We start from the raw sequence: 21,490 nt of genomic DNA, 5'->3' as shown, positions 1-21,490 counted from the left end.
AGAGTTGAAATGAATTCAAAGACAAAAATTGGAATAATTATTTGCGACCGCTACCGCCGTTGCGCGGGCGGGAAGTGTTTCCGAGCGATGAGGAACAAGGAAGGGGCTTTCAGCATATATGTGAACACTGAGGTTGAGTTAGTTGGTTTTACAACTTGCGATGGTTGTCCTGGCGGTAACATGGAATATGCGGGCGAAGAAATGGTGAAGAATGGTGCAGAGGCCATTCATTTAGCTACCGGCCTCATTGTCGGTTATCCTCCTTGTCCGCATATCGACACATTCAAAGCCTTTCTTGAAAAACGTTATGATGTGAAAGTCGTTGTAGGCACCCACCCCATACCAAAAAAGTATCTCGATATGCATACGTACCTCGGGACATGGGAGGACTCCGCATGGAAGCCGATTGTCGAACCGATTATGTGTGATGACGCAATTTGTGCAAGTTACGATTAAACACAATCACCGAAACCACTTAATGAGCGTGTCAATTTTCACAGACGTTTTTTTGTCAGGAGGTAGATTTAATGGGGAATAAATTTAAATACATTTATGGGCCTGTTCCCTCGTGGAGAGTGGGAAGCTCCCTGGGGATAGACCTGCTGTCCCAGGAAGAAAAGATATGCAGTTATGACTGCTTGTACTGCCAGTTGGGAAGAACAAAATTCCTTACCTCGACACGGCAGTTCTATGTTTCAGAGGACACGATTCTAAGAGAATTAGAAATGTTACCTGCTGATATCTCCATAGATTACATTACCTTATCAGGAAGGGGCGAACCCACTCTGGCAATAAACCTGGGCAATATGATCAAAGCGTTAAAAGGCATCAGGAAGGAAGCCATCGCTGTCATCACGAATTCATCTTTGATAAACCGGCAGGATGTGCAGAAGGAATTGTCTTCCGCTGATTTTGTTATCGCTAAACTGGATGCTTGCTCACAGGGGTCTTTCATGGCTGTAAACCAGCCATTTCAGGGGACAGAATTTGACGTTATTGTTCAAGGTTTAAAGGAATTTAAAAGACATTTCCAGGGAAAGCTTGCGCTGCAGATTATGTTCATAAAAGAAAACGTACAATATGCCGGAGATATTGCTGAGATAGCAAAAGAGATTCACCCTGATGAGATACAAATCAATACTCCATTGAGGCCCTGTGGCGTTGAACCGCTCAAGAGGGAGGAATTGTCGGAAATAAAAGACCTTTTTGGCGGTCTCAATGCCATTTCCGTCTATGAGAGCCGAAAAAAATCGTCAAGCCTATCAGCGACAAGGACACATTGAAAAGAAGAGGAAAAGTATAAAATGGAGATTAAGATACTTTTTGACAGTAAGAGACTGAGCAATAGGTTTCTAATGGGCTGGGGGGTTTCTTATCTTATTGAAAATAGAATCCTTTTTGACACAGGTGAGGATTCGGGCTGCCTTTTCAACAACATGGATCACATGGGTGTAAAAATAAACGATATAGAGACGATTGTTATTTCCCACGACCACTTTGACCATACAGGTGGACTGTGGGACGTCCTCCAGGCAAAGCCGGGACTCGATGTATATATATGCCCCGGTTTCAGCCGGGGGTTTAAAGATAAAATAAAATCATACGAGTGCAACTTGATAGAAGTTGATTCCTTTACGCAAATTGCCGATAATATCCACACAACGGGTCAAATAGAAGCGACGTGCGGCTTTGATTACATCGCTGAACAGTCGTTGGTGCTGGATACAGATAAAGGGCTTACAATAGTAACGGGTTGTGCCCATTCCGGCATAATAAACATAGTGGAACGTGTGAAGGAAAACGCAAAAAAAGATATTCATCTCGTAATGGGCGGTTTTCATCTTCTGGATGAATCTGTTGAAAAAATCAAACGGGTTAATAAAGAACTTAAGGCGCTGGGCGTATATTGTGTGGGCCCTGCTCACTGTACGGGGGAAGACGCTATAAAAATCTTTAAGGAGTCATACAGGGAAAACTTCATTGATATTAGGGTAGGGCGGACCATAGAGGTTTAACATAAATAATTAAGCGGAGGCAATGAGTGCCATTCGGTTTTGCAGGAAAAAAAGGCTCAGGAGGAGGGGAAAAATGTGGCAGGGTTGGACGAGGCAGAGAAACGGGCGGCTGTAGGCGCGGCGGTTCCCCTACCAACTGCATATGTCCGCAGTGCGGCATCGTTGTTCCCCGTGAGCCCGGTATCCCCTGTTTTCAGAGAAAATGTCCGCAGTGCGGTTCTTTTATGGCCCGTCAATTTTTGAAGATCGAATAGCAGTCTACATGGTGAGCCGTGGAAAACACGAATAGTCACATGGAGTCTCTAAAACGGGGTCAAAGGGTAGCCCTAACCGCAACTATCGCCATATTCCTTCTTGCAGTTGCTAAGTTTTTCACCGGTTATCTCTTTGACTCCAGAATTCTCATTGCAGACGCCTTTCACAGCGGCGTTGACGTACTCGCTATCTTTGCTTCGTGGTTTGGTCTTTGGCTTGCCTCCCGAAAGGAGAGCACGAGATTTCCCTATGGACTATATAAGGCTGAGACATTTGTTACCCTTCTTGTTGGCGTTCTTGTCGTATGGGCCGGTTTTGAAAACTTTGTTGCGGGATACGGGAAGCTTTTTCTTCCGGCTCCTCACCATGCATTTCCGACGTTACCTGTTTTGGTAAGTGGTATATCAGTCTTCGTATCGTATTTTGTAGCAAGGATGGAAAAAGAAACAGGTGTTTTCATCAATTCCGGAGCCCTTCAGGCTAATGCGTCCGAGGCCTTTCTCGACATTGGTACCTCATTGGTTGTGCTCACAGGTATTCTTTTAGCCCATGCAAAGATTCCCTATATTGAGGGTTCTATTGTGATGCTTATTGCGCTGCTTATCATCAGGCTGGGAGCAAAAAACATTTGGACACCGCTTCTGATCCTAATGGATGCGAACCTTGATCCAGAGCTGCAGTCAGAGATAGAGGAGAAGATATCCTCTGTTAACGGCGTTAAGGGAGTTAGGGACGTGAAGATACGCCAATCCGGACCGTTTAAAATGGTAGAGTGTGACATCGCCACGGGTCCCTCGGTCTCTGTATATAAAGCACATGAACTCGCCGATAAGATCGAGGACCTTATAGCAAGTGACTATAATCAGATCGAATCAGTTTTTGTTCATGTTGAACCGGCGAAACAGGATACGCTATCCGTCATTATCCCGGTCAAAGAGATTAACGGACTGGATTCAACAATTCATGGCCACTTCGGCAGGGCACCTTACTTTATTATTCTGAAACTGGACGACAAAGGGGGTGCGGAGATAGAAGATTTCTATTACAACGAGTTCCTCGGGGAAAAGGATCGCATACACATAGGGGTCAAGGTTATTAAGGCTGTGATTAAGCATAACCTGGATATTGTGTTTACCCCTAAGATCGGAGAAATAGCTTTTTATATGCTGAAAGACAATTTTATCGATATTTACAGGGCAGAGGCGGGAGCAACAGTGCGCAAGATCATAGAACAATATCACAACGGTGAGATGGAGCCGATTGTAGAACCCCATCCTGCAGAGGAATCGGAGATTGAACGGCAGAAGGCGGATTCTCTGTGATCCCTGTTCGATACGGTGTGAGGGGAGGTATGTAAGACGTCGCTTATCCTATGGATTTTCGTGTTTACCATCATCGGCAGTATTGGTGCAGTTACCGGAGCATCATTCGTCTTGCTGTTCAATGAAAAGTACCGTCGGATACTGATCTCCTTTTTGGTGAGTTATGCGACAGGGACATTACTGGGCTCCGCCTTTCTCGGCATGATACCGAAAGCACTGCACCTGTCTTCCCCTTTTGTCGTTTCAGCCACAATCCTTGCCGGTCTTCTCCTCTTTTTCCTTCTCGAAAAGCTTGTTATATGGCGGCACTGTCATGCGGAAAACTGTGAAACCCATACAAGGGCAGGTACCCTTATCCTTATTGGCGATGCCTTTCACAACTTTGTTGACGGAACTGTTATTACAGCAGCTTTTTTGTCGGATATTCATCTTGGCATCATAACATCGATAGCGGTAATTGCCCATGAGATTCCTCAGGAAATGGGAGATTTTGCGATCCTCCTTGAAAGTGGTTATACAAAAAGAAAAGCGTACCTGTATAACCTCTTATCTTCAATCACAGCAGTTTTCGGCGCCATAATCGCATACTTTTATCTGAAGACAACCCAGACACTGGTACCCTTTGTGCTTGCTATATCCGCCGCAAGTTTTATTTATATCGCCCTTGCTGATCTAATCCCAGGCCTGCACCGAACCATAGAGTTTAAGAGCAGTCTCATCCAGTTGGCTTTGCTTTTATCGGGAATCGGCACAATAGCCGTTTTTGTATTACAACACTAAAAGAGGAAAATGTTATGATAGAGACAAAGGATTTATGTGTAATGGCTGTGCAGGCTCGTATCGGCATCCGGAAGACGGATTCAGGTGAATTATCACAAATAATCCAGAAAAGGAGACGTTGCCGTTGAATAGGATTTTAAAAGTAGGGTTTCTCTGTCTGTTTTTGCTGTATCTTTTCCCGGTTTATTCTGTGGCAGAAGAGCAGCTAATGGTGTTTTGCGGTGCTGCATTCAAACGCCCCATGGATGAAGTAATCTATCTCTTTGAAAAAACAACGGTATCAAAAATAGGTACTATTTATGGGGGTGTTGGAACTCTCCTGGCGCAGATGGAGTTTACAAAAAGGGGTGATGTTTTTATATCGCCCTCTGAAGATATGATGGAAAAGGCCAGGAAAAAGGGCCTCGTTGCCGGCAACTCACTGAGGAACATAGCCTACTTTGTTCCCTGTATCAATGTACAGAAGGGGAATCCAAAAAATATCAAGAGATTAAAAGACCTCACCCGTGAAGGAATAAGGGTAGCTATCGCAAACCCGGAAGTTGTGTATATAGGGATGCTTACCGCTGAGATTGTTGATAAAAACCTGACAGTGCAGGAAAAAGCTGCTTTTAAAAAGAATGTGGTAACTCACGCCGAGGATTTCAATAAGCTTGCCATGTTCGTGGCCTTAAAACAAGTTGATGCCGTTATCGGTTTCCATTTTCTTGACGGGTGGTATCCGGATAAGATTGGGACGGTAAAACTGAATGCCAGGGAAGTGCAGAGAATCGGTGCCGGTCAGGCAGATATTATTTCTTTCTCCCAATCAAAGGATAATGCCAAGAAGTTTCTTGATTTTCTGGGTTCAAGGGAGGCAAAAGCAATTTTTAACAAATACCATTATTTCAGCACTCCAGAAGAGGCCTTTAAGTGGATCGGGGAGAAAAAGTCCATAGGCGGGGAGTATCGCATTCCAGCCGACTGGATAAAAAAATAGTGTACGGAGGCAATTAATACCGCATTGGGGATCACCCATTTTTGCCACGAAGATGCGGTGAAAGCAGAAGAGTGTGAAGACAAAATTGTGGTGAAGGATATATCGGAAATTATTGAAGATGCATGCCAGACACTCCCTTCTTGAGAACTGGAGAGGGTAAAAGGATAAACCGTGTGAGTATGTGGCGAAACACAGTTACAGTTTTATATTTGTATTAGGCATCAAGAATGATTTAAATAAAATATTAATTACGGCATAATGTATACAAAATATTAAAACCGCTGTGTATGCGGAAAGGGAGTAACCATGGAATATAACACTAATATCATTGGAAAGAGGGTTGCACGGACCGACTCGCTTGCAAAGGTTACCGGGGCTGCCATGTATACTGCAGACATGAAAATGCCCAATATGCTCGTAGCAAAGGTATTGAGAAGCCCATATCCCCACGCACGGATAGTAAGCATCGACACGAGGCGTGCTTTGAGATTGCCCGGTGTCAAAGCTGTTGTCAGTGGTTTCGACGGGTATGGCATCAAATGGGGTGTTTTCAGATATACGCAGGACCATGCCATGATGCCTACCGATAAGGTACGATACGTTGGAGAGGACGTGGCAGCCGTTGCAGCCGTTGATGAAGAGACTGCTCTGGAGGCCCTTGCATATATAAAGGTGGAGTATGAGCCGCTGGAGGCGGTTTTTGATCCGCTGGAATCGATGAAGGAAGGATCGCCGCAGATACACAAGGAGCATCCGGATAATATAAACATACATGTGCACATCGATGTGGGTGAGGTAGACAAGGCGATGGCGGAAGCTTATCTTGTCCGCGAAGACACATTCAAATCAGCAGGCGAAGCATATGCCATGATGGAACCATACGCAGTGCTTGCCTCATATAAGAACGGATTCCTTGACCTCTGGTTACCCAATGCGGGGCCACATGTCCGTGCCAAGGCCCTCTCGAACCTCCTGAAGATACAACTCAACAAAGTACGGATACGCCATATCAATTCGGGGGGTGCCTTTGGTGGAAGGTCGGAGGTTTCTCCCGGAGATTTTATTGCATCTCTCCTCTCTATTAAATCCGGAAGACCTGTGAAGCTTGTCCTTACCCGCGAGGAGAATGCCGTAAGCACCAGGCAGATACATGATATGATAGCCACAATAAAAACGGGTGTAAAAAAAGACGGCACTATTGTGGCAAAAGATTTCAAGGTCGTTTATGACGGGGGCGCCTACAGCAGCACCGGTCCCATAGCGACGTCCATACCTTTTTATGTCTACGAGGAATGTTACCGGTTTCCCAATGTCCGGTATAACGGGTATCGGGTTTTCACAAACAAAGGGATAAGGGGTATGTACGGCTGCCACGGCAGGGCGTTTCTTGCCGGCAATGAGGCTCAGATGGACCATATCGCCGCTGAAATCGGCATCGGTCCTATGGAGATAAGACTCAAAAACGGTTTAACGGCGGGAGAAGAAACGGCGACAGGTTCAAAGATCATAAGCTGTGGTCTCCGGGAGACAATAGAGGAGGCATCGGACAGATCCAGTTTTAAGGAAAAACTGATGACATCACCCGAAGGCAGCGGTATCGGCATGGGATGTGTTGCAATCATGTGCGGTTTTCCCATGGGTTTTCGCTCCGGGTCATCATGCTATGTAAAGCTGAACGATGATGGGCAGGCAACAATTGTAACAGGTCTTGTTGACAACGGACAGGGAAACGAATCGATGATGGTACAGATTGCGTCCGAGGTTCTTGGGATTCCCATGGAAGATATCAACCTCGTGAACGCCGATACAGAGGTAACGAACCTTGATCCTGGAGCATATTCACAGGCAGCAGCATTTGTCGGTGGTAACGCTGTGAAGGCGGCCTGCGAGGACGCACGGAAGCAGATGATTACCGTTGCGGCGGAAAAACTCGGGACAACTGAAGACAATATTGACCTGAAGGACGGGATAGCATTTTCGATGAGCGATCCCGAAAAGAAGATGCCTATCTCCTGGGTTGTCCGTGAGGCCTTTTTCAGAGGCAACCCGGTCATGGGGAGAGGGTCGTATTTCCCGCACATAGATTTCGACCGTGAATGGGTATCAAGACCATACGGACAGATGGCAGGTACATTTTCTTACGGGACTTCTGTGGCAGAGGTATGTATTGACCCTGAGACAGGAAAGATTGCAATCCCCAGGTTCGTGGCAGCCCATGACTGCGGCAGGGCAATCAATCCCATGGCAGTAGAGGGACAGATGGAGGGCTCCGTTCAGCAGGCAGGGGTTGCAGCTATCATGGAAGAAAATCTCTGGCATGAAGGATTTCTCCTTAACCCCGACCTCTTGGAATATAAGGTTCCTCTTGCCTGCGACATGCCCGATATAGAGACGGTGATTGTGAGTTCCGTTGATCCGGAGGGACCGTTTGGCGCCAAGGAAGGCGGGCTGACCGTGAGAATGAATGCATACAGCGCTGTTGCCTGTGCAGTGGGTCACGCAACAGGAACGCTGTTTACAGAGTTGCCGCTGACGCCGGACAGGGTCTTGCGTTTAATCGATGATAAAAAGGAGGCAAAGCGATGATTCTACCAAAATTCGCATACAAAAGGGCTAAAAGTATCCAGGAGGCGATACGTTTATTTCAGAAATATGATGAAAAGGCATTTTATCTTGCAGGCGGCACAGATATAGTGCCCCAGTTGAAACTGAGGCTTCACAAACCGACTGCCCTCATCGATCTTAAAGATATCGGCGAACTCAAAGAAATAGCCGTTCATGAAGGCTCTCTATCCATCGGTGCAAATGCAACGCTGTTTGGACTTAAGAATAATCCTGTTATAAAAGAGTACTTCCCGGCCCTCTACGAATCGCTTGATGCCACGTCGTGCGAAACCCTTCAAATGAGGGGTACCGTCGGCGGAAACATACTCCAGAACACGCGATGTCTCTTTTACAACAAATCTCTGGAATGGCGAACAGCACAAGGTTTCTGTTTTAAAATGGGTGGCAAAACTTGCAATGTCGTGCCGGGCGCACGTGCATGCTTTGCAAATTATTGCAGTGACAATGCCCCCTCATTGCTTTCTCTCTCTGCCGAAGTGATTCTCAACGGTCCTGGCGGTGAAAGAAGGACAGACCTTGCGAAGATTTTCAGTGGCGAAAGCAGAACACCTTTCAGGATTACCTCAGGCGAGATTCTTACCAGGATCCTCATTCCTCTCAGGAAGACAAGGGGGGCCTATGAAAAGATCAGGGTAAGGGACTCCATAGATTATCCGCTGGTCAACGCGGCCATTTCTGTTGAGGAGGGAAGGGGTAAGTTCTCTATAGGTGCTGTCGGTCCTGTTCCTTCTGTGTACATTCTCGAAAATATGAACGAGGATACTGTGGAAAAGCTCATAGGTCATGTTTACTCTGATTCAAAACCCGTTTCAAATACAACCCTCCCTGCAGCTTACAGAAAGAGGATGTCCAAGGTTCTTGCGAAAAGGGTGGTTACAAAAGTTTTAAAGGAGGCAAGATCATGAGAACTGCCAAGGTAACATTCACAGTTAATAACGAAAAGGTAACGCTCCAGGTAAAACCATACGAAACCCTTCTGGAGACAATTCGGGAAAGACTGTCTCTGACCGGTGCAAAAGAGGCATGCGGTCTTGGAGCCTGTGGCTCTTGTACGGTCATCCTCAATGAGATTCCCGTTCGTTCTTGTCTTGTTTTAACGCCGGAAGTGGAAGGTATGGAGGTAACCACCATTGAAGGACTCCAGCGGGAGGGAAAACTCCATCCCCTGCAGAAGGCCTTTATAGAAAAAGGGGCGGTTCAGTGTGGTTTCTGCACCTCAGGTATGATTATGACTGCCAAGGCACTCCTTGAGAGGAATAATAAACCGGGGAGACAGGAGATTATCAGGACAGTTTCTTCCAATATATGCCGATGCACGGGCTATAAAAAGATAGTTGAAGCCGTTGAAGAGGCAGCAGGCGTGTAAGATGGAAATATACCTCAGACCGACAAAGGCCATTGATTCCAGCAATGAGGCAATCATTGAAAAGGCGGTGCAGCTAACCTCTCGTTGCGGAAGTGACAGCGAAAAGGCGATGTCCCTTTTTAATTTTGTCCGTGACAGTATCCACTACAGCGTCTATATGATCTCTACCAGGTTCGAGGACTTTATGGCCAGCACGATACTGACGCGCGGGATGGGCTACTGTGTCCAGAAGGCCGTCCTCCTTGCCGCCCTCGGTCGGGCAGCCTGCATCCCTTCAAGACTTATCTTTGCAAGGATAAAAAACCACAAGGCGCCGCAGGAACTGATTGCTCAGACAGGCCTTGATGTGTTTCCAAGTCACGGGTATACCCAATTCCTTCTCGGGGAAAGATGGGTAAGCGTAACACCTGCCTTTGACAGGGATCTGTGTGAGAAAAGCGGTGTTCCTGTCGTCGAATTCGATGGCATTCATGACGCACCCCTTGCCCCACAAGACCTTGCAGGCAATCCCTATATCGAGTATATCGAAAAGTATGAACCCCGGGCTGATCTTCCCTTTGAATGGCTTCGGGGAAAGCTTCTGCCCATCTGGGGTGAAAAGCATTCATGGCTGAAAAACGAAGACTCGCGCGGTCATGTTATGCCTTCCGGTTATGTGTTTAAAGGATGAGGGGTAAGCTCATCCCGGTTTGTGCTATTTCCGGGGAGATGCTCCTCAGAAACTTCATCTTAAGCGATTGTCATGATTGATCGAAGGGGGTATAATATATCCTCTTGAAAATAACCTTTTTTACAATAACATTTTTTGGAGTTAACACTTGCAACATCCGAGATCGTAACCCATTACGGTTCATTGATTGCTTTGTATAAGTGCGTTAATTGTGCTATAAAATGTAACACAAGAAGGAGGTATTTAATATGTTTTCCGAACCTCTGCCAATCAGCATTAATGATCAACTCGATGAAGAAGGTTTCTTACTTAACCCCGAATTCTGGAACAGAGAAGTTGCCCGTCTCCTGGTACACACGGAAGTAGATCTGGAGCTAACCGAAGATCACTGGAAAGTTATTGACTATTTGAGGGATTACTATTGTCAGTACGGCAGTGTTCCGCCTGTAAAAATGTTATCTAAGCGTACCGGACTCTCCTTCAAACGCATCCGTGATCTTTTTCCCTCTGGTTTGACACGGGGTGCTTGCAGAATAGCAGGCATACCGAAGATCGTAATCAGACCAAGCTTTTTCTATCCATAGAGACTTGCAGACTGCGAAGAGCGAGATCTACCAGGTAAAGGTCTGGAAGGAGGCAACAGTCATCAATATGAGCGGTTTTTTGGTGCTGCAAATAATAAATTACATATCGTTAGGGGTATTTGTTTGCCTTTTTATATGTAGGACTATAAGCATCGCACGCCTGCCATCCAGCTTGAGATGGGAACTCTATCCTATTCCCGGTAGAAACGGTGAAGGACGGGAAGGCAAGGGGGATTCAAATCGCTTCGGGCGGTTAATGCAGGAACTGCTTTACATGGCAAAAGAAATACTGCTTTTCCTTACATACTTCAAACGGAGAAAATCCTACTGGTATTTTGTATATCCCTTGCACATCTCGTTGTATCTTTACATTTTATGGACTTTTTTTATGTTTGCCGGGGCACTTGCCCTTGTGAAGGGGTTCAACATAACACCTGAGTCGCCGGAATGCGCCGTGGTCTTTCTTTTTTACGCAACCTGTTACGTAGGCGGCCTTAGCTTTTTGATGATGGTACTTTCCACGGCAGGGTTGACAATTTTAAGACTCGTTGATAAAGATCTGAAACTTTACACAACCCCGGTGATCTATTTCAATCTCCTTTTCGCCTTGGCAATCTCATCTACCGGTTTTGTGAACTGGCTCTGGTTCGACAAGGCTTTCACCGTTTATAGAGAGTACCTTAAAAATCTCATCACTTTTAAGCCTGTATCGGATCTACACCCCCTCATGGTAATCAACTTACTGCTGACATCGTTATTCATAATCTATGTCCCCTGTTCGCGTATGATGCATTTTGTGACCAAATATTTTCTATACCATAAAATATTATGGGCAACCGACCACCTGCCCAAAGACTCAAGACAGAACAGGGAATTAAGTTTGCTTCTGCACAAAACAATAAGCTGGGCAGCGCCTCATATCTCTACAGGCAAAACCTGGGAAGAAGTGGCGTCTGAAAATAGGCTTTTCTCTCAGGGAGGTTCAACAGGTGAAAAAGGCAACAAAAATAGGTGACATCGGCAAGCCGGCTCCACAGATGGTCACCCTTGAAATCAAAGACCTTATCAAGCTTCCTCCTCCTTTGAATCAACCCTTAAACGAGCAGCAGCCACTAAAGTTGCTCACCGATGAGCAAAGCCGGAGGATCGATGCATCCCTGGATGGCATATCGGCTATCGGGATTTTGAAGCCGGGCAGTCAACAGGAAGAAGAGGAGATAGTCAGGAAGTTTCTCGGAGGTATCGAAAAGTTGCTTTCGGAGGAGAATAACTGGACCTTTTTAAAACCGTTAACCCTCTCCCTGAAATACTGTGCAAGCTGTCAAACCTGTAGCGATGCCTGTCCGGTCTATACGGCCAGTGGAAAACAGGAAATATACAGGCCAACCTACCGTTCGGAAATCCTGCGTGCGATTATTCAAGGATATCTCAAGAAAAAGGGGCTATTTAACTTTGGCTTCACCGCAAAGAAGGTCGATCTCAACTGGTCAACTCTTGCCAGGCTGGCAGAGCTTTCCTACCGTTGCACGCTCTGTCGCAGGTGCGCCCAAGCCTGCCCCCTCGGTATTGACAATGGTCTCATTGCACATGAATTCCGAAAGGTTTTCAGTCAGGAACTGGGTATAGCCCCGAAAGAACTGCATCAAATGGGCACGGTTCGGCAGCTCGATACCGGTTCAAGCACTGGCATGCGTCCAAAGGCATTTGAGGACATCAGGCGTTTCATGGAGGAAGAGATTGAAGAAAAAACAGGGAAAAAGATAGCCATCCCGGTGGACGTAAAAGGGGCTGATATACTTCTTGTACACAATGCAGGCGAGTTTGTGTCGTGGCCCGAAAATCCCGAAGCATTTGCAATTCTCTTCGATGCCCTCGGGATAAGCTGGACGCTGTCCAGCGAGCTCGCCGGCTATGATGCTGTAAACTATGGTGCCTGGTATGATGACTTTCAACTTGCCCGGATAGCCATGAGACACGTCAGTATAGCCAAGGACCTGAAGGTTAACAAAATAGTGGTTGGAGAGTGTGGCCATGCCCATAAAGCAACTATCGTGTTGGCCGACAGGCTATTGCCACCCGATCTGGCAATTCCCCGAATCAGTTGCCTGCCGGTCCTGGAAGACATTGTCCTAAGTGGAAAACTCAAACTTGATCCACAGAGAAACAACTTTCCCGTTACTCTCCACGATCCCTGCAATATCGTGAGAATGATGGGTATATCTCAACCCCAAAGGAGGATTCTCAGAAGCATCTGCCCGCAGTTCGTCGAAATGGAGCCCCACGGCGTTGATAATTATTGTTGTGGTGGCGGTGGAGGTTTTGCCGTAATGAATTCTCTCAATTTTCCCGACTGGAGGATGGCGGTAGCAGGACGGATGAAAATAAAACAGATTGTGGAAACCTTCCGGGATACTGGAAACCCTGAGACAAAGAAATACGTGTGTGCCCCTTGTTCGAACTGCAAAGCTCAATTGAGGGACCTCCTGGAATACTATAAGGTGGAAGAAAAGATCAACGTGGCTTACATCGGACTGGCGGAACTTATTGTCAATGCCATGCCCGATTTAAAGGAGCCATTTCTTCCATGAAGGGACCATATTAAAATCTTGACTTTGTAAGGATAATATCCGATATCAACAGCTTGGTATATATGGAGCAACAATTTTTCGGGAGACCCAAGCGGACGAACAGTACTAAACTGGAAAAGGATCCTCCAAGAAACCGACTTCATATTCTACTCATCGCTGCCACAACAATTGTAGCCATCATTATCAGCCTCTCCTGTCTTCTCTCCGGATCGTTTATTGTGTTCCAGAATCTCTTCTATATTCCAATCATTTTGAGCTGTATGTATTACACGATGAGGGGGTTTATCTATTCGGTGTGCCTTACAGTGTTCTATATGGTGTTGATTCTTGTTTTTACATCAGAAAGCGGCATAATCATGCCGGCACTGATAAGAGTAGTTCTGTTCATCACTATCGCTGGAGTCGTCACTTTTTTATCGATACGACGCAAGCAGGCAGAGGAAGAGCGCGAGAGGCTCATAATTGAACTTAAGGAAGCACTTTCTAAGGTAAAGCTTTTAAGCGGATTACTACCCATTTGTGCCTCCTGTAAGAAAATACGCAATGATAATGGATGCTGGGAACAGATGGAAATGTATGTAAGAGACCATTCAGAAGCGGAGTTCTCCCATGGTATCTGTCCGGAGTGTGCAGAAAAAATGTATCCTGAATACTATAAAAAGAAATGAACCATATTTATGCTATTTGTTGATTTCAATCCATAATCGACGATCACAGCCAAAAACCCCTATGCTTTGTTTGTAGATGCTATACGTACAGCTTGCCAAAAGCAGAACCATACATCACCATACAGATTAATTAACGTTCCAGCGGCCAATTCTTTCTTCCACGATAAGTTGTTCTGATCTGCCGTTTTTGAAGAACCGTTAAACCCTCGGGATTATGATCAAGGAGCACGAGGGCGCTGCTGATTGCTCGACTTGGCAGCAAATCTCCGGATTCATATTTTTGAAAAGCACGAGGACCGCCGCCGATCATATGTCCAGCTTCTGTCTGATTTATGGCAAGTTTTTTTCGGATGCGGCGTATTTCCTCGGGTTCAAGCAAACCCTCAACACGTGCCTTAAGACTGTTAAGTATTCGATCAGAGACTTTCATATCCTGTCCCGTATGGATACTCTCATCTGATGTATCGCAATACCACCCGGGCATGTCAAATGTAATGCTTTCATCTTTATAGGTGAGAGTCATGGTGCGTGTGCCCCGGTGCATCGGTGCACCGGTTTTTGGACAAACAGGATTATTCATCGTTCTTCTCCTTAAAGGATAAAAGTAAAAACTCAGTCAAAACGTCGGCGGTGAATTTGACGTATAAAAGACCAACGGACGAGGGAACATGGTATACATCCTGCCATAGTTGGCTGTCGGCATATGACGTCATTGATTTATAGAAGTGCTCACGCTGCATGGTCTTTATTGTTTCAACAATCTCTGAACGTCCAAACCCGAGAGCAGAAGCACTTCTTAACGCCGAGCCTGTAACAGCGAGTTTTTGCACTGTTGAAAACACAGCCTTGAATGCTTGAAGATCATAGGTTGGTTTTCTCTTTTCCGCCATACGGTAATAATAACACCATTATGGTGTATAGTCAAGCTATGATCCTATGGACGTTTTAGTATTGCATCCAAACTCAATATTCGTAATCAATATTTTTGGCATATACTATTATCCCCAGAGACCTTCAAAAACGAGGAGGTAGTTATGAACGTAAAAGAGGCAATATCATTATTCAGGTTTTACCAGCAGTCAAACCATAGAAAAAGGACTGTGGACAGCTACAGGTTTTTATTACAGCATTTCGACTCTGTTTTCTCTGATCGTGATCTCGATTCTATAAAACCGGACGAGATCTATCACTTCCTGGAACAGATGACAAAAACATTATCAAAATCCACCAGAAGATTAAGGTATGCCCAACTGAAGGCGTTCTTCTTATGCGCTGAACTGCATAAGAAGAATAATGCAGACACTATTGTTATGCGGAGAGAGGGTTATAGGACACCGCATAGTACAATAGGTTCAGAGGGTTAAAGTTGCCGTGCGGGGTCGTTTACACCGCATAATAATGACATTTCTCTCAATCTACCATTAAAGGAGGGCACGTCATGCTGGAACATTTTTTTAAGAGCCAACGAATGCAAGTGCTCCGGGAAGGACCGCACGGTTCGTTGCTTGAAGGGTTTGCCAGAGAGCTCTGCCAAGCGGGTTATGGCGAAGTAACCATCCGAAGGCGCTTCAGGGCGGCGAAGCATCTGCTTCATTGGATGGACTGCAAAAGGGTACCGGTCTCTGATTTTACTGAAGATCTTCTTAAGCGTTTCGGTCAGCACCGTTGCCGATGTGTGGGTTTTGGTCCTACCCTCCAATCGGACTTGTTCGCAGGCGCGCGATTGTTTTTAAACTATCTGCGCAGCACGGGTTCCACCTCCATTGAACCAAATCAGGCTCCTCCTCTGCTCGTCGCTTTCCTGCGGTGGATGAGGCAACAGCGGGGAAGCTGTGACGATACCCTGTACCATTACGGCTCCTGCATTCGGGCGTTGCTGAAACGTCTCGGAGAAGATCCGAGCAGGTTTGATGCACAGGGGCTGCGACAGTTTGTCCTCGAGACAAGCCAGCAATCGGGATGGGCGAGAACAAAGAAGCACACAACGGCTCTTCGCATGTTCCTTCGCTTTCTCATCTCTGAAGGAAAATGTGCCGCCAGCCTTGAAGCAGCCATTCCCACCCTGGCCCATTGGCGCCTTTCTTCTCTTCCGCGGTACCTCCCGCCGGAAGACGTGGAACGGATCATATATTCCTGTGACCGGTCTACGCCCGTTGGCAGGCGGGATCGCGCGATTCTGCTTCTCCTCGCCCGTCTGGGACTTCGGGCGGGAGATATCGTTCACCTTCGTCTGGCCGATATCGACTGGAAAGAAGCTGCCGTACGGGTGTCCGGAAAGGGTGGCCGCGAGACGCAACTGCCGCTGACCCAGGAGGTTGGCGATGCAATCGTGAATTATCTGAAAACAAGCCGTCCTAAAGCCAACACCGATGTGATGTTCCCATGCCTTCGCGCACCTTTTCACCCCTTCGCGTCCTCCGCTGCCGTCTCGACTATTGTTACTCGGGCGATGTACAGGGCAGGAGTCTCTTGTTCGGGCGGTGCGGCTCATGTGCTCCGCCATTCTGCGGCAACTGCCATGCTCCGGCATGGAGCGTCACTTCAGGACATTGCGAACGTTCTCCGGCACCGCTCCATCGTGGCGACAGAGATCTACGCCAAAGTAGATGTAACCGCCCTTAAACGGATCGCTCAAGCGTGGCCGGAGGTGCAACCATGTTAACCCATGCTGTGGAGTCATATCTCTCCCTACGCAATGCGTGCGGATTCGATCTCAAGTCCCAAGGCAACCTCTTACGCAGTTTTGCAGTTTTCTCCGAGGCGAGAGGAAAACACTGTGTGTGCTCGCAAACCGCGATCGCGTGGGCGGGATTGGCGCGCTCCGTACACCAGCGTGCACGCCGTCTCAGCCACGTGATTCGTTTTGCCCGGTATGTTCATACCGAGGATCCATCCCATCAGGTACCGCCGGCGGTCTTTGGCAGCGAGCATTACACGAGGTCCAGGCCCTACATATTTTCTCCGTTCGATATCGTCCGGCTCCTCCAGGCGGCGGCCGAGTCCAGTCATCCTTTCCGGCGGCAGACCTACCGCACGCTCTTCGCCTTGCTCGCCTGCACGGGACTGCGCGTGTCTGAAGCCATCCGCCTGCGCCTCGAGGATGTCACTCCCGACGGCATGCTCATCTGGAACTCCAAGTTCCGGAAGAGTCGCCTCGTGCCCTTGCACCAAACCGCTCGTGCCGGACTGGAGCGGTATCTTGAATACCGCCTTCCCCACGCCCCCTTCGATGACCACGTGTTCGTGTCGCTGCGAGGAAAGCCGCTGCTCATTGGTGATGTCGAGAAAGTGTTCAGGTCAGCCGCGGACAGAATCGGCCTACAGCGGAGGCCTCGCCCCACGCCGCACTCACTGCGTCACACCTTTGCAGTCAGGGCGCTGGAGACCTCGCCTGATGGTCGCGACCGCATTGCGGAGCATATGGTGGCACTCTCGACCTACCTCGGCCACAGCTGCGTCTCTTATACCTACTGGTATCTGGAAGCAACGCCGGAGCTCATGGAAGGTATCGCTCGGCGTGTTGAGTCCTTCGTCACGGGAGGGCAACCATGACCCTGATCGCACCGCACATCACCGCGTACCTCAGGGAACGCTTGCCCTTGGAGCGGGCCGCGAGCGACAACACCTGTGCGTCCTATGCGTACGCTTTCAAACTCCTTTTTGTCTATGCGAGTAAAAGGTTCAAGATTCCCCCGTCGGCACTCTGTCTCGAGCAGCTCGATGCACGGCTCGTGACGGCGTTCCTCGATTACTTGGAAACGGAGCGGGGCAATGGACCGGGTTCCAGGAATAGCCGGCTCGCTGCCATCAAGTCGTTCATGCACTTCTTGGAATACCGTGTGCCGGAGGCATTAGAGCAGATACGGCGCATTCTCGCGATTCCGGCCAAGAGAGCCGATACCCGCCTTGTCCGGCATCTTACTGTCGAGGAGATCAAGGCCCTCCTTGATGCTCCCGAACCAACCACGCGGGACGGCATCCGGGACCGCGCCATGCTATACCTCTGCTTTGCCGGAGGATTGCGTGTCTCCGAACTCGTCGAGCTGCGCATGGATCAGCTGACCCTTCACGGGCAGGCGAGTATGCGTGTTCACGGCAAGGGGCGGAAAGAGCGGTGCCTCCCCTTGTGGAAAGAAACGGCAGCAGCGCTTAAGGCGTGGTTGGCCGTGAGGGGTGCGGCTTTGCTGCCCGAACTCTTTCTCAATGCAAGGGGCCAGCCGATGACCCGATCCGGCTTCGAATACATTCTGGACAAACACGCTCGCACTGCCGCGAAACGCTGCCCTTCTCTTGCTACAAAGCGGATTTCGCCCCACGTACTGAGGCACACCTGCGCTCTCACGGTGCTGCAGGCCACGAACGATCTGAGAAAAGTCTCGCTCTGGCTCGGCCACGCGAGTATGCAAACAACCGAAATGTACACGCGTGCCGATCCTTCGGTCAAACTCGAGACGTTAGAGTCCATCGTCGCCCCGAAACTGCGATCCGGACGCTTCAAGGCAACCGATGAACTGATTGCCTCACTGCAGGCCGGCACTTTTACACGGAGTAAAAAGAGGTCGGAATAACGTATTAGCGGGGCTCGCGAGCAGCGGGCTCCGCATAACAATAGTGTCTGCATTATTTTTCAATTTCATCATCGAAAAATGTCTGCCAGATCTCAAGAACCCATGCAATGCCCCTCTGCTTTTCAAGACATTCAGGATGCCGAGGCAGACACCGAAGACAATCCTTGAAAAAGAAATTGTCGATGAGATGATTTACAACACAAAGAACCAGAGGAACAGGTTAATGCTGGAACTTATGGCACGCTGCGGGTTAAGGATAGGAGAATTACTTGGCTTAAAGGCATCCGATATCTCAGAAAGAAGGCTTACCATCAAGACCCCGAAGTCCGGGAATGAGTCGGAGGTAGCCTTCATGCCGGAACAGGTGGCAAAGCGTCTCAGCGAATATATAACCCATAAAGGGCTGTCCCCTGATACCCGTGTATTTTCCATCTGCTACTCAACTGCAAGGACATTCATCAAAAAGCTGGGAAGTAAATTACAGATTACCCTATCTCCACACGACCTCAGAAGATACTCGGCAACCTATGCAAGCCGTAATGGAGTACCGTTAGAAATCGTGTCAAAGGTGATACTCCGCCATCAGGACTTGAAGACAACACAGATCTACCTGGGCAAGGTAAGTGAGCATGAAGCGATACGCTGGATGGATATTCTCCACGGCAAATAACCATTGATTACGTGTAGAAACATAAAGGTCTTTGGGGAGCCGCCTTTTTCTTCAGAAACAGATTCTACGACTGCCGGGATGTGTTGTTTTATATGTTATGCCCTGAAAGAGAGCATGTGTTGTTGCTCATGAATATGCCCGCTTTCATCTCGTAATCAATACCTGATTTTAGCTTGAAATCTAAATGAAATTGGAACATAATGTAAACCGAGGGTATACATAATCATGATTGAAATGCGTCTTCCCGACTACGAAGTCATAATCCATATACAATATGATAGCTTTGGCAAAAAACTTGAGGATCAGATTCTCTTGGAGACTAAATCGTATGAACTTGACGAATCTACAGAATACCAAGGACGCAAAGATTATCACTGGTCTTTCAAAACATGGGAAGAAGCTGTCTTGGCCGGAAATATTCTCAAGAAATATTGTCAAAATCCAAACTTGCTGCTTTTAAAAGTAAAGACAAACAAGACCGATGAAAAGCCGCTTATACACAAAGGTTGATTCAGGTTAGTTTTTTTAATGCTTGATTACCGATCGCAATTCTCAGAATTTTATTTAATTATAGTCATTTGGCGGCAGGAGTAAAGCCTTCCTGAAGTCTACAAAGACAGCATTTTAAACACCATAGTACCTTTCACGTGGTAACGAATAAACAGAAACGGAGATTTTTTCATACCCTTATGAGAATGTTATGTGATAATGATAATGAAATACTAACGTTGATCCATCTCGGCACTATTTGATCAATATGGAGACCAGATGAAAAACGCACCCAGGGCAAATCCAGCAGAGGCTAAAGAAATATCTGCCTTAAAAAAGAGAATCAAAGAACTGGAACAATCAGAATTAAAAAACAAGCAGGTGGCAGACCAACTGAAAGAAAGCGAAGAAAAATACCGGCGATTCTTTGCCACATCCCGTGACTGCATTTTCATCACGACAAATGAAGGGACATTCGTTGACGCAAATGACGTAGCCGTGGAATTTTTCGGTTATGAAAGCAGAGAGGAACTCTTTAGAGTTAAGATAAGCGATCTTTACGCAGACCCTGAAGAGCGGGAACGCCACATCAAATGCATCAAAGAGACGGGAGGTACCCGGGAATATCCGGTTACATTAAGGAAGAAAGATGGCACGCTTGCCTATACGCTTATCACATCAAATATACGGACAGACTCCACCGAAAAGATTATTGGTTTTCAAGGAACTATTCGCGACATTACCGAAAGTAAGCGATCGAAGGAAGATCTTCAGGAAACCAATGAATTTCTGAATAACTTGTTCAATTATGCCAACGCCCCCATTATTACCTGGGACCCACAGCTAAAAATCACCCGTTTCAATCATGCCTTTGAGTCAATCACCGGGAGGAAAGCGGAAGAAGTGCTCGGAAAATCTATTGAGATTCTTTTTCCGCCGGACCGGATCGAAAGATATATGGAATTGATCCGCAAGACCCTGACAGGAGAACGGTGGGAAACAGTTGAAATCGATATTCTCAACGTGGACGGAGCTATCAGAACACTCCTCTGGAATTCAGCTACTATATTTACCTACAATAGCAATATCCCCCTTGCAACTATTGCGCAAGGATACGACATTACCGAGCGTAAGCGTGCGGAGGAGGCGCTCAAAAAACGGTATAAGGAACTGAATTGTCTTTATGGTATTTCAACCTTGATGGAATTGCCAGGCATTTCTCTGGAGGAGATATTGAAGAGAACCGCTATGCTTATCCCTCCTTCCTTACAGTTTCCAGAAATCAGTGCTGCATGCATTATACTGGAAGGACAAACTTTTCAAACAGCATGTTTCCGGGAAACGCCCTGGATGCTATCCCAAGAAATTGTTGTAAATGGAGGGTTAGCTGGAGATGTGAAGGCATGTTATCTGAAAGAGTTGGAGGCAAGTAATGAAGGGCCGTTTCTTATAGAGGAACAGCACTTGCTAAAAGCAATTGCCGAGCGAGTGGGCCGAATCATCGAACGGATAAGGGCCGAAGAGGTGTTGGAGAACAGGGAAGCGGAACTTTTGATTAAGTCAAACAATCTTGAAGAAATGAATATTACCCTTAACGTGTTACTTAAAAAAATAGGTGACGACAAGGCCAAACTTGAAGAAAAAATAGTAACAAACCTCAGCAGGCTGGTGTTTCCATATATTGACAAATTAAAGAAAAGCCGATTAAGTCCTAACCATATAACTTATTTGAATATAATTGAAACAAACCTTAATGATGTTATTTCTCCATTTGGACCAGCGGGGGCGAACGCGCAGAAATTTACGGTTTCGCTGTAACTTCCCGTTCAGCTTCAATATATTTATAGAGCGTGGGCTTGGAGATGCCCATCATTTGGCAAATCTGATGGATTGAGTGATTTTTCTCATTGT

General features: G+C 47.1%; 24 protein-coding genes. 22 read left to right on the top strand and 2 right to left on the bottom strand.

Features of this window, described 5'->3' with window-relative positions; genetic code table 11:
- Nucleotides 1-9 precede the first annotated feature (9 nt).
- The 15 genes from NTX75_00825 (at nucleotide 10) to NTX75_00755 (ending at nucleotide 13,852) form a co-directional block, all read left to right on the top strand.
- Nucleotides 10-456 (top strand): CGGC domain-containing protein, encoded by a 447-nt coding sequence (locus NTX75_00825; protein ID MCX5814772.1) that lies wholly within the window; start codon nucleotides 10-12, stop codon nucleotides 454-456.
- A gap of 71 nt (nucleotides 457-527) precedes the next feature.
- The gene (locus NTX75_00820; protein ID MCX5814771.1) at nucleotides 528-1,283 is read left to right on the top strand and encodes a radical SAM protein; all 756 of its coding nucleotides are present in this window, start codon (nucleotides 528-530) and stop codon (nucleotides 1,281-1,283) included.
- A 21-nt stretch (nucleotides 1,284-1,304) separates the two neighbouring features.
- The gene (locus NTX75_00815) at nucleotides 1,305-2,015 is read left to right on the top strand and encodes an MBL fold metallo-hydrolase (protein ID MCX5814770.1); all 711 of its coding nucleotides are present in this window, start codon (nucleotides 1,305-1,307) and stop codon (nucleotides 2,013-2,015) included.
- A gap of 75 nt (nucleotides 2,016-2,090) precedes the next feature.
- On the top strand, nucleotides 2,091-2,258 hold the full coding sequence (locus NTX75_00810; GenBank protein MCX5814769.1) for a hypothetical protein: 168 nt from the start codon (nucleotides 2,091-2,093) through the stop codon (nucleotides 2,256-2,258).
- 29 nt (nucleotides 2,259-2,287) lie between these two features.
- On the top strand, nucleotides 2,288-3,592 hold the full coding sequence (locus tag NTX75_00805) for a cation diffusion facilitator family transporter (GenBank protein ID MCX5814768.1): 1,305 nt from the start codon (nucleotides 2,288-2,290) through the stop codon (nucleotides 3,590-3,592).
- Nucleotides 3,593-3,652: 60 nt separating this feature from the next.
- Nucleotides 3,653-4,372 carry a ZIP family metal transporter gene (locus NTX75_00800; GenBank protein ID MCX5814767.1) on the top strand — a complete coding sequence of 240 codons (720 nt, stop codon included), beginning with the start codon at nucleotides 3,653-3,655 and terminating at the stop codon, nucleotides 4,370-4,372.
- Nucleotides 4,373-4,496: 124 nt separating this feature from the next.
- A complete protein-coding gene (gene modA, locus NTX75_00795; GenBank protein MCX5814766.1) occupies nucleotides 4,497-5,351 on the top strand; it encodes a molybdate ABC transporter substrate-binding protein in 855 nt (284 codons plus the stop codon).
- Nucleotides 5,352-5,657: 306 nt separating this feature from the next.
- Nucleotides 5,658-7,937, top strand: coding sequence for a xanthine dehydrogenase family protein molybdopterin-binding subunit (locus tag NTX75_00790; protein MCX5814765.1), 2,280 nt, complete (start codon nucleotides 5,658-5,660; stop codon nucleotides 7,935-7,937).
- Entirely contained in the window at nucleotides 7,934-8,881 is a 948-nt protein-coding gene (locus NTX75_00785) for an FAD binding domain-containing protein (protein MCX5814764.1), read from the top strand. The genes NTX75_00790 and NTX75_00785 overlap by 4 nt, the downstream gene beginning before the upstream one ends.
- Nucleotides 8,878-9,342, top strand: a complete 465-nt coding sequence (locus NTX75_00780; GenBank protein ID MCX5814763.1) for a (2Fe-2S)-binding protein — start codon at nucleotides 8,878-8,880, stop codon at nucleotides 9,340-9,342. Before NTX75_00785 ends, NTX75_00780 begins: the two co-directional genes overlap by 4 nt.
- Before the next feature lies 1 nt (nucleotide 9,343).
- Complete coding sequence (locus NTX75_00775; GenBank protein ID MCX5814762.1) at nucleotides 9,344-10,012, top strand: transglutaminase family protein; 669 nt, start codon at nucleotides 9,344-9,346, stop codon at nucleotides 10,010-10,012.
- 248 nt (nucleotides 10,013-10,260) lie between these two features.
- The gene (locus tag NTX75_00770) at nucleotides 10,261-10,596 is read left to right on the top strand and encodes a TusE/DsrC/DsvC family sulfur relay protein (GenBank protein MCX5814761.1); all 336 of its coding nucleotides are present in this window, start codon (nucleotides 10,261-10,263) and stop codon (nucleotides 10,594-10,596) included.
- A gap of 67 nt (nucleotides 10,597-10,663) precedes the next feature.
- The gene (locus tag NTX75_00765) at nucleotides 10,664-11,611 is read left to right on the top strand and encodes a hypothetical protein (protein MCX5814760.1); all 948 of its coding nucleotides are present in this window, start codon (nucleotides 10,664-10,666) and stop codon (nucleotides 11,609-11,611) included.
- A 22-nt stretch (nucleotides 11,612-11,633) separates the two neighbouring features.
- Nucleotides 11,634-13,184, top strand: a complete 1,551-nt coding sequence (locus NTX75_00760) for a (Fe-S)-binding protein (protein ID MCX5814759.1) — start codon at nucleotides 11,634-11,636, stop codon at nucleotides 13,182-13,184.
- Between the two features lie 62 nt (nucleotides 13,185-13,246).
- Nucleotides 13,247-13,852, top strand: a complete 606-nt coding sequence (locus NTX75_00755) for a hypothetical protein (GenBank protein MCX5814758.1) — start codon at nucleotides 13,247-13,249, stop codon at nucleotides 13,850-13,852.
- 130 nt (nucleotides 13,853-13,982) lie between these two features.
- Here NTX75_00755 and NTX75_00750 read toward each other — a convergent pair whose 3' ends face one another.
- Both NTX75_00750 and NTX75_00745 read right to left on the bottom strand, forming a co-directional pair.
- On the bottom strand, nucleotides 13,983-14,432 hold the full coding sequence (locus NTX75_00750) for a type II toxin-antitoxin system MqsA family antitoxin (GenBank protein MCX5814757.1): 450 nt from the start codon (nucleotides 14,430-14,432) through the stop codon (nucleotides 13,983-13,985).
- Complete coding sequence (locus tag NTX75_00745; protein ID MCX5814756.1) at nucleotides 14,425-14,742, bottom strand: type II toxin-antitoxin system MqsR family toxin; 318 nt, start codon at nucleotides 14,740-14,742, stop codon at nucleotides 14,425-14,427. Before NTX75_00745 ends, NTX75_00750 begins: the two co-directional genes overlap by 8 nt.
- A 144-nt stretch (nucleotides 14,743-14,886) precedes the next feature.
- Here NTX75_00745 and NTX75_00740 point away from each other — a divergent pair, with 144 nt between their 5' ends.
- The 7 genes from NTX75_00740 (at nucleotide 14,887) to NTX75_00710 (ending at nucleotide 21,397) form a co-directional block, all read left to right on the top strand.
- Nucleotides 14,887-15,216, top strand: a complete 330-nt coding sequence (locus NTX75_00740) for a site-specific integrase (GenBank protein MCX5814755.1) — start codon at nucleotides 14,887-14,889, stop codon at nucleotides 15,214-15,216.
- Between the two features lie 104 nt (nucleotides 15,217-15,320).
- Entirely contained in the window at nucleotides 15,321-16,514 is a 1,194-nt protein-coding gene (locus NTX75_00735) for a site-specific integrase (GenBank protein MCX5814754.1), read from the top strand.
- Nucleotides 16,508-17,404, top strand: a complete 897-nt coding sequence (locus NTX75_00730) for a tyrosine-type recombinase/integrase (protein ID MCX5814753.1) — start codon at nucleotides 16,508-16,510, stop codon at nucleotides 17,402-17,404. Before NTX75_00735 ends, NTX75_00730 begins: the two co-directional genes overlap by 7 nt.
- Nucleotides 17,401-18,420, top strand: coding sequence for a tyrosine-type recombinase/integrase (locus NTX75_00725; protein MCX5814752.1), 1,020 nt, complete (start codon nucleotides 17,401-17,403; stop codon nucleotides 18,418-18,420). The genes NTX75_00730 and NTX75_00725 overlap by 4 nt, the downstream gene beginning before the upstream one ends.
- Before the next feature lie 43 nt (nucleotides 18,421-18,463).
- Nucleotides 18,464-19,090: a site-specific integrase gene (locus NTX75_00720; GenBank protein MCX5814751.1), complete on the top strand. Its 627-nt coding sequence runs from the start codon at nucleotides 18,464-18,466 to the stop codon at nucleotides 19,088-19,090.
- 225 nt (nucleotides 19,091-19,315) lie between these two features.
- Nucleotides 19,316-19,600 carry a hypothetical protein gene (locus NTX75_00715; protein MCX5814750.1) on the top strand — a complete coding sequence of 95 codons (285 nt, stop codon included), beginning with the start codon at nucleotides 19,316-19,318 and terminating at the stop codon, nucleotides 19,598-19,600.
- Nucleotides 19,601-19,858: 258 nt separating this feature from the next.
- On the top strand, nucleotides 19,859-21,397 hold the full coding sequence (locus NTX75_00710) for a PAS domain-containing protein (protein ID MCX5814749.1): 1,539 nt from the start codon (nucleotides 19,859-19,861) through the stop codon (nucleotides 21,395-21,397).
- Nucleotides 21,398-21,490: the final 93 nt, after the last annotated feature.

The organism is Pseudomonadota bacterium (assembly GCA_026388315.1).
Taxonomy (GTDB): Bacteria; Desulfobacterota; Syntrophorhabdia; order Syntrophorhabdales; family Syntrophorhabdaceae; genus MWEV01.
This window is presented reverse-complemented; position numbering and strand designations above follow the sequence as displayed.

Excerpts from the sequence above, each read along its gene's own strand:
- NTX75_00750 (MCX5814757.1), bottom strand. The coding sequence starts at position 14,432 with ATGAATAATCCTGTTTGTCCAAAAACCGGTGCACCGATGCACCGGGGC.
- NTX75_00715 (MCX5814750.1), top strand. The coding sequence starts at position 19,316 with ATGATTGAAATGCGTCTTCCCGACTACGAAGTCATAATCCATATACAA.
- NTX75_00735 (MCX5814754.1), top strand. The coding sequence starts at position 15,321 with ATGCAAGTGCTCCGGGAAGGACCGCACGGTTCGTTGCTTGAAGGGTTT.
- NTX75_00825 (MCX5814772.1), top strand. The coding sequence starts at position 10 with ATGAATTCAAAGACAAAAATTGGAATAATTATTTGCGACCGCTACCGC.
- NTX75_00725 (MCX5814752.1), top strand. The coding sequence starts at position 17,401 with ATGACCCTGATCGCACCGCACATCACCGCGTACCTCAGGGAACGCTTG.
- NTX75_00730 (MCX5814753.1), top strand. The coding sequence starts at position 16,508 with ATGTTAACCCATGCTGTGGAGTCATATCTCTCCCTACGCAATGCGTGC.
- NTX75_00710 (MCX5814749.1), top strand. The coding sequence starts at position 19,859 with ATGAAAAACGCACCCAGGGCAAATCCAGCAGAGGCTAAAGAAATATCT.
- NTX75_00820 (MCX5814771.1), top strand. The coding sequence starts at position 528 with ATGGGGAATAAATTTAAATACATTTATGGGCCTGTTCCCTCGTGGAGA.
- NTX75_00775 (MCX5814762.1), top strand. The coding sequence starts at position 9,344 with ATGGAAATATACCTCAGACCGACAAAGGCCATTGATTCCAGCAATGAG.
- NTX75_00755 (MCX5814758.1), top strand. The coding sequence starts at position 13,247 with ATGGAGCAACAATTTTTCGGGAGACCCAAGCGGACGAACAGTACTAAA.
- NTX75_00765 (MCX5814760.1), top strand. The coding sequence starts at position 10,664 with ATGAGCGGTTTTTTGGTGCTGCAAATAATAAATTACATATCGTTAGGG.
- NTX75_00815 (MCX5814770.1), top strand. The coding sequence starts at position 1,305 with ATGGAGATTAAGATACTTTTTGACAGTAAGAGACTGAGCAATAGGTTT.
- NTX75_00745 (MCX5814756.1), bottom strand. The coding sequence starts at position 14,742 with ATGGCGGAAAAGAGAAAACCAACCTATGATCTTCAAGCATTCAAGGCT.
- NTX75_00740 (MCX5814755.1), top strand. The coding sequence starts at position 14,887 with ATGAACGTAAAAGAGGCAATATCATTATTCAGGTTTTACCAGCAGTCA.
- NTX75_00790 (MCX5814765.1), top strand. The coding sequence starts at position 5,658 with ATGGAATATAACACTAATATCATTGGAAAGAGGGTTGCACGGACCGAC.
- NTX75_00770 (MCX5814761.1), top strand. The coding sequence starts at position 10,261 with ATGTTTTCCGAACCTCTGCCAATCAGCATTAATGATCAACTCGATGAA.
- NTX75_00780 (MCX5814763.1), top strand. The coding sequence starts at position 8,878 with ATGAGAACTGCCAAGGTAACATTCACAGTTAATAACGAAAAGGTAACG.
- NTX75_00785 (MCX5814764.1), top strand. The coding sequence starts at position 7,934 with ATGATTCTACCAAAATTCGCATACAAAAGGGCTAAAAGTATCCAGGAG.
- NTX75_00760 (MCX5814759.1), top strand. The coding sequence starts at position 11,634 with ATGGTCACCCTTGAAATCAAAGACCTTATCAAGCTTCCTCCTCCTTTG.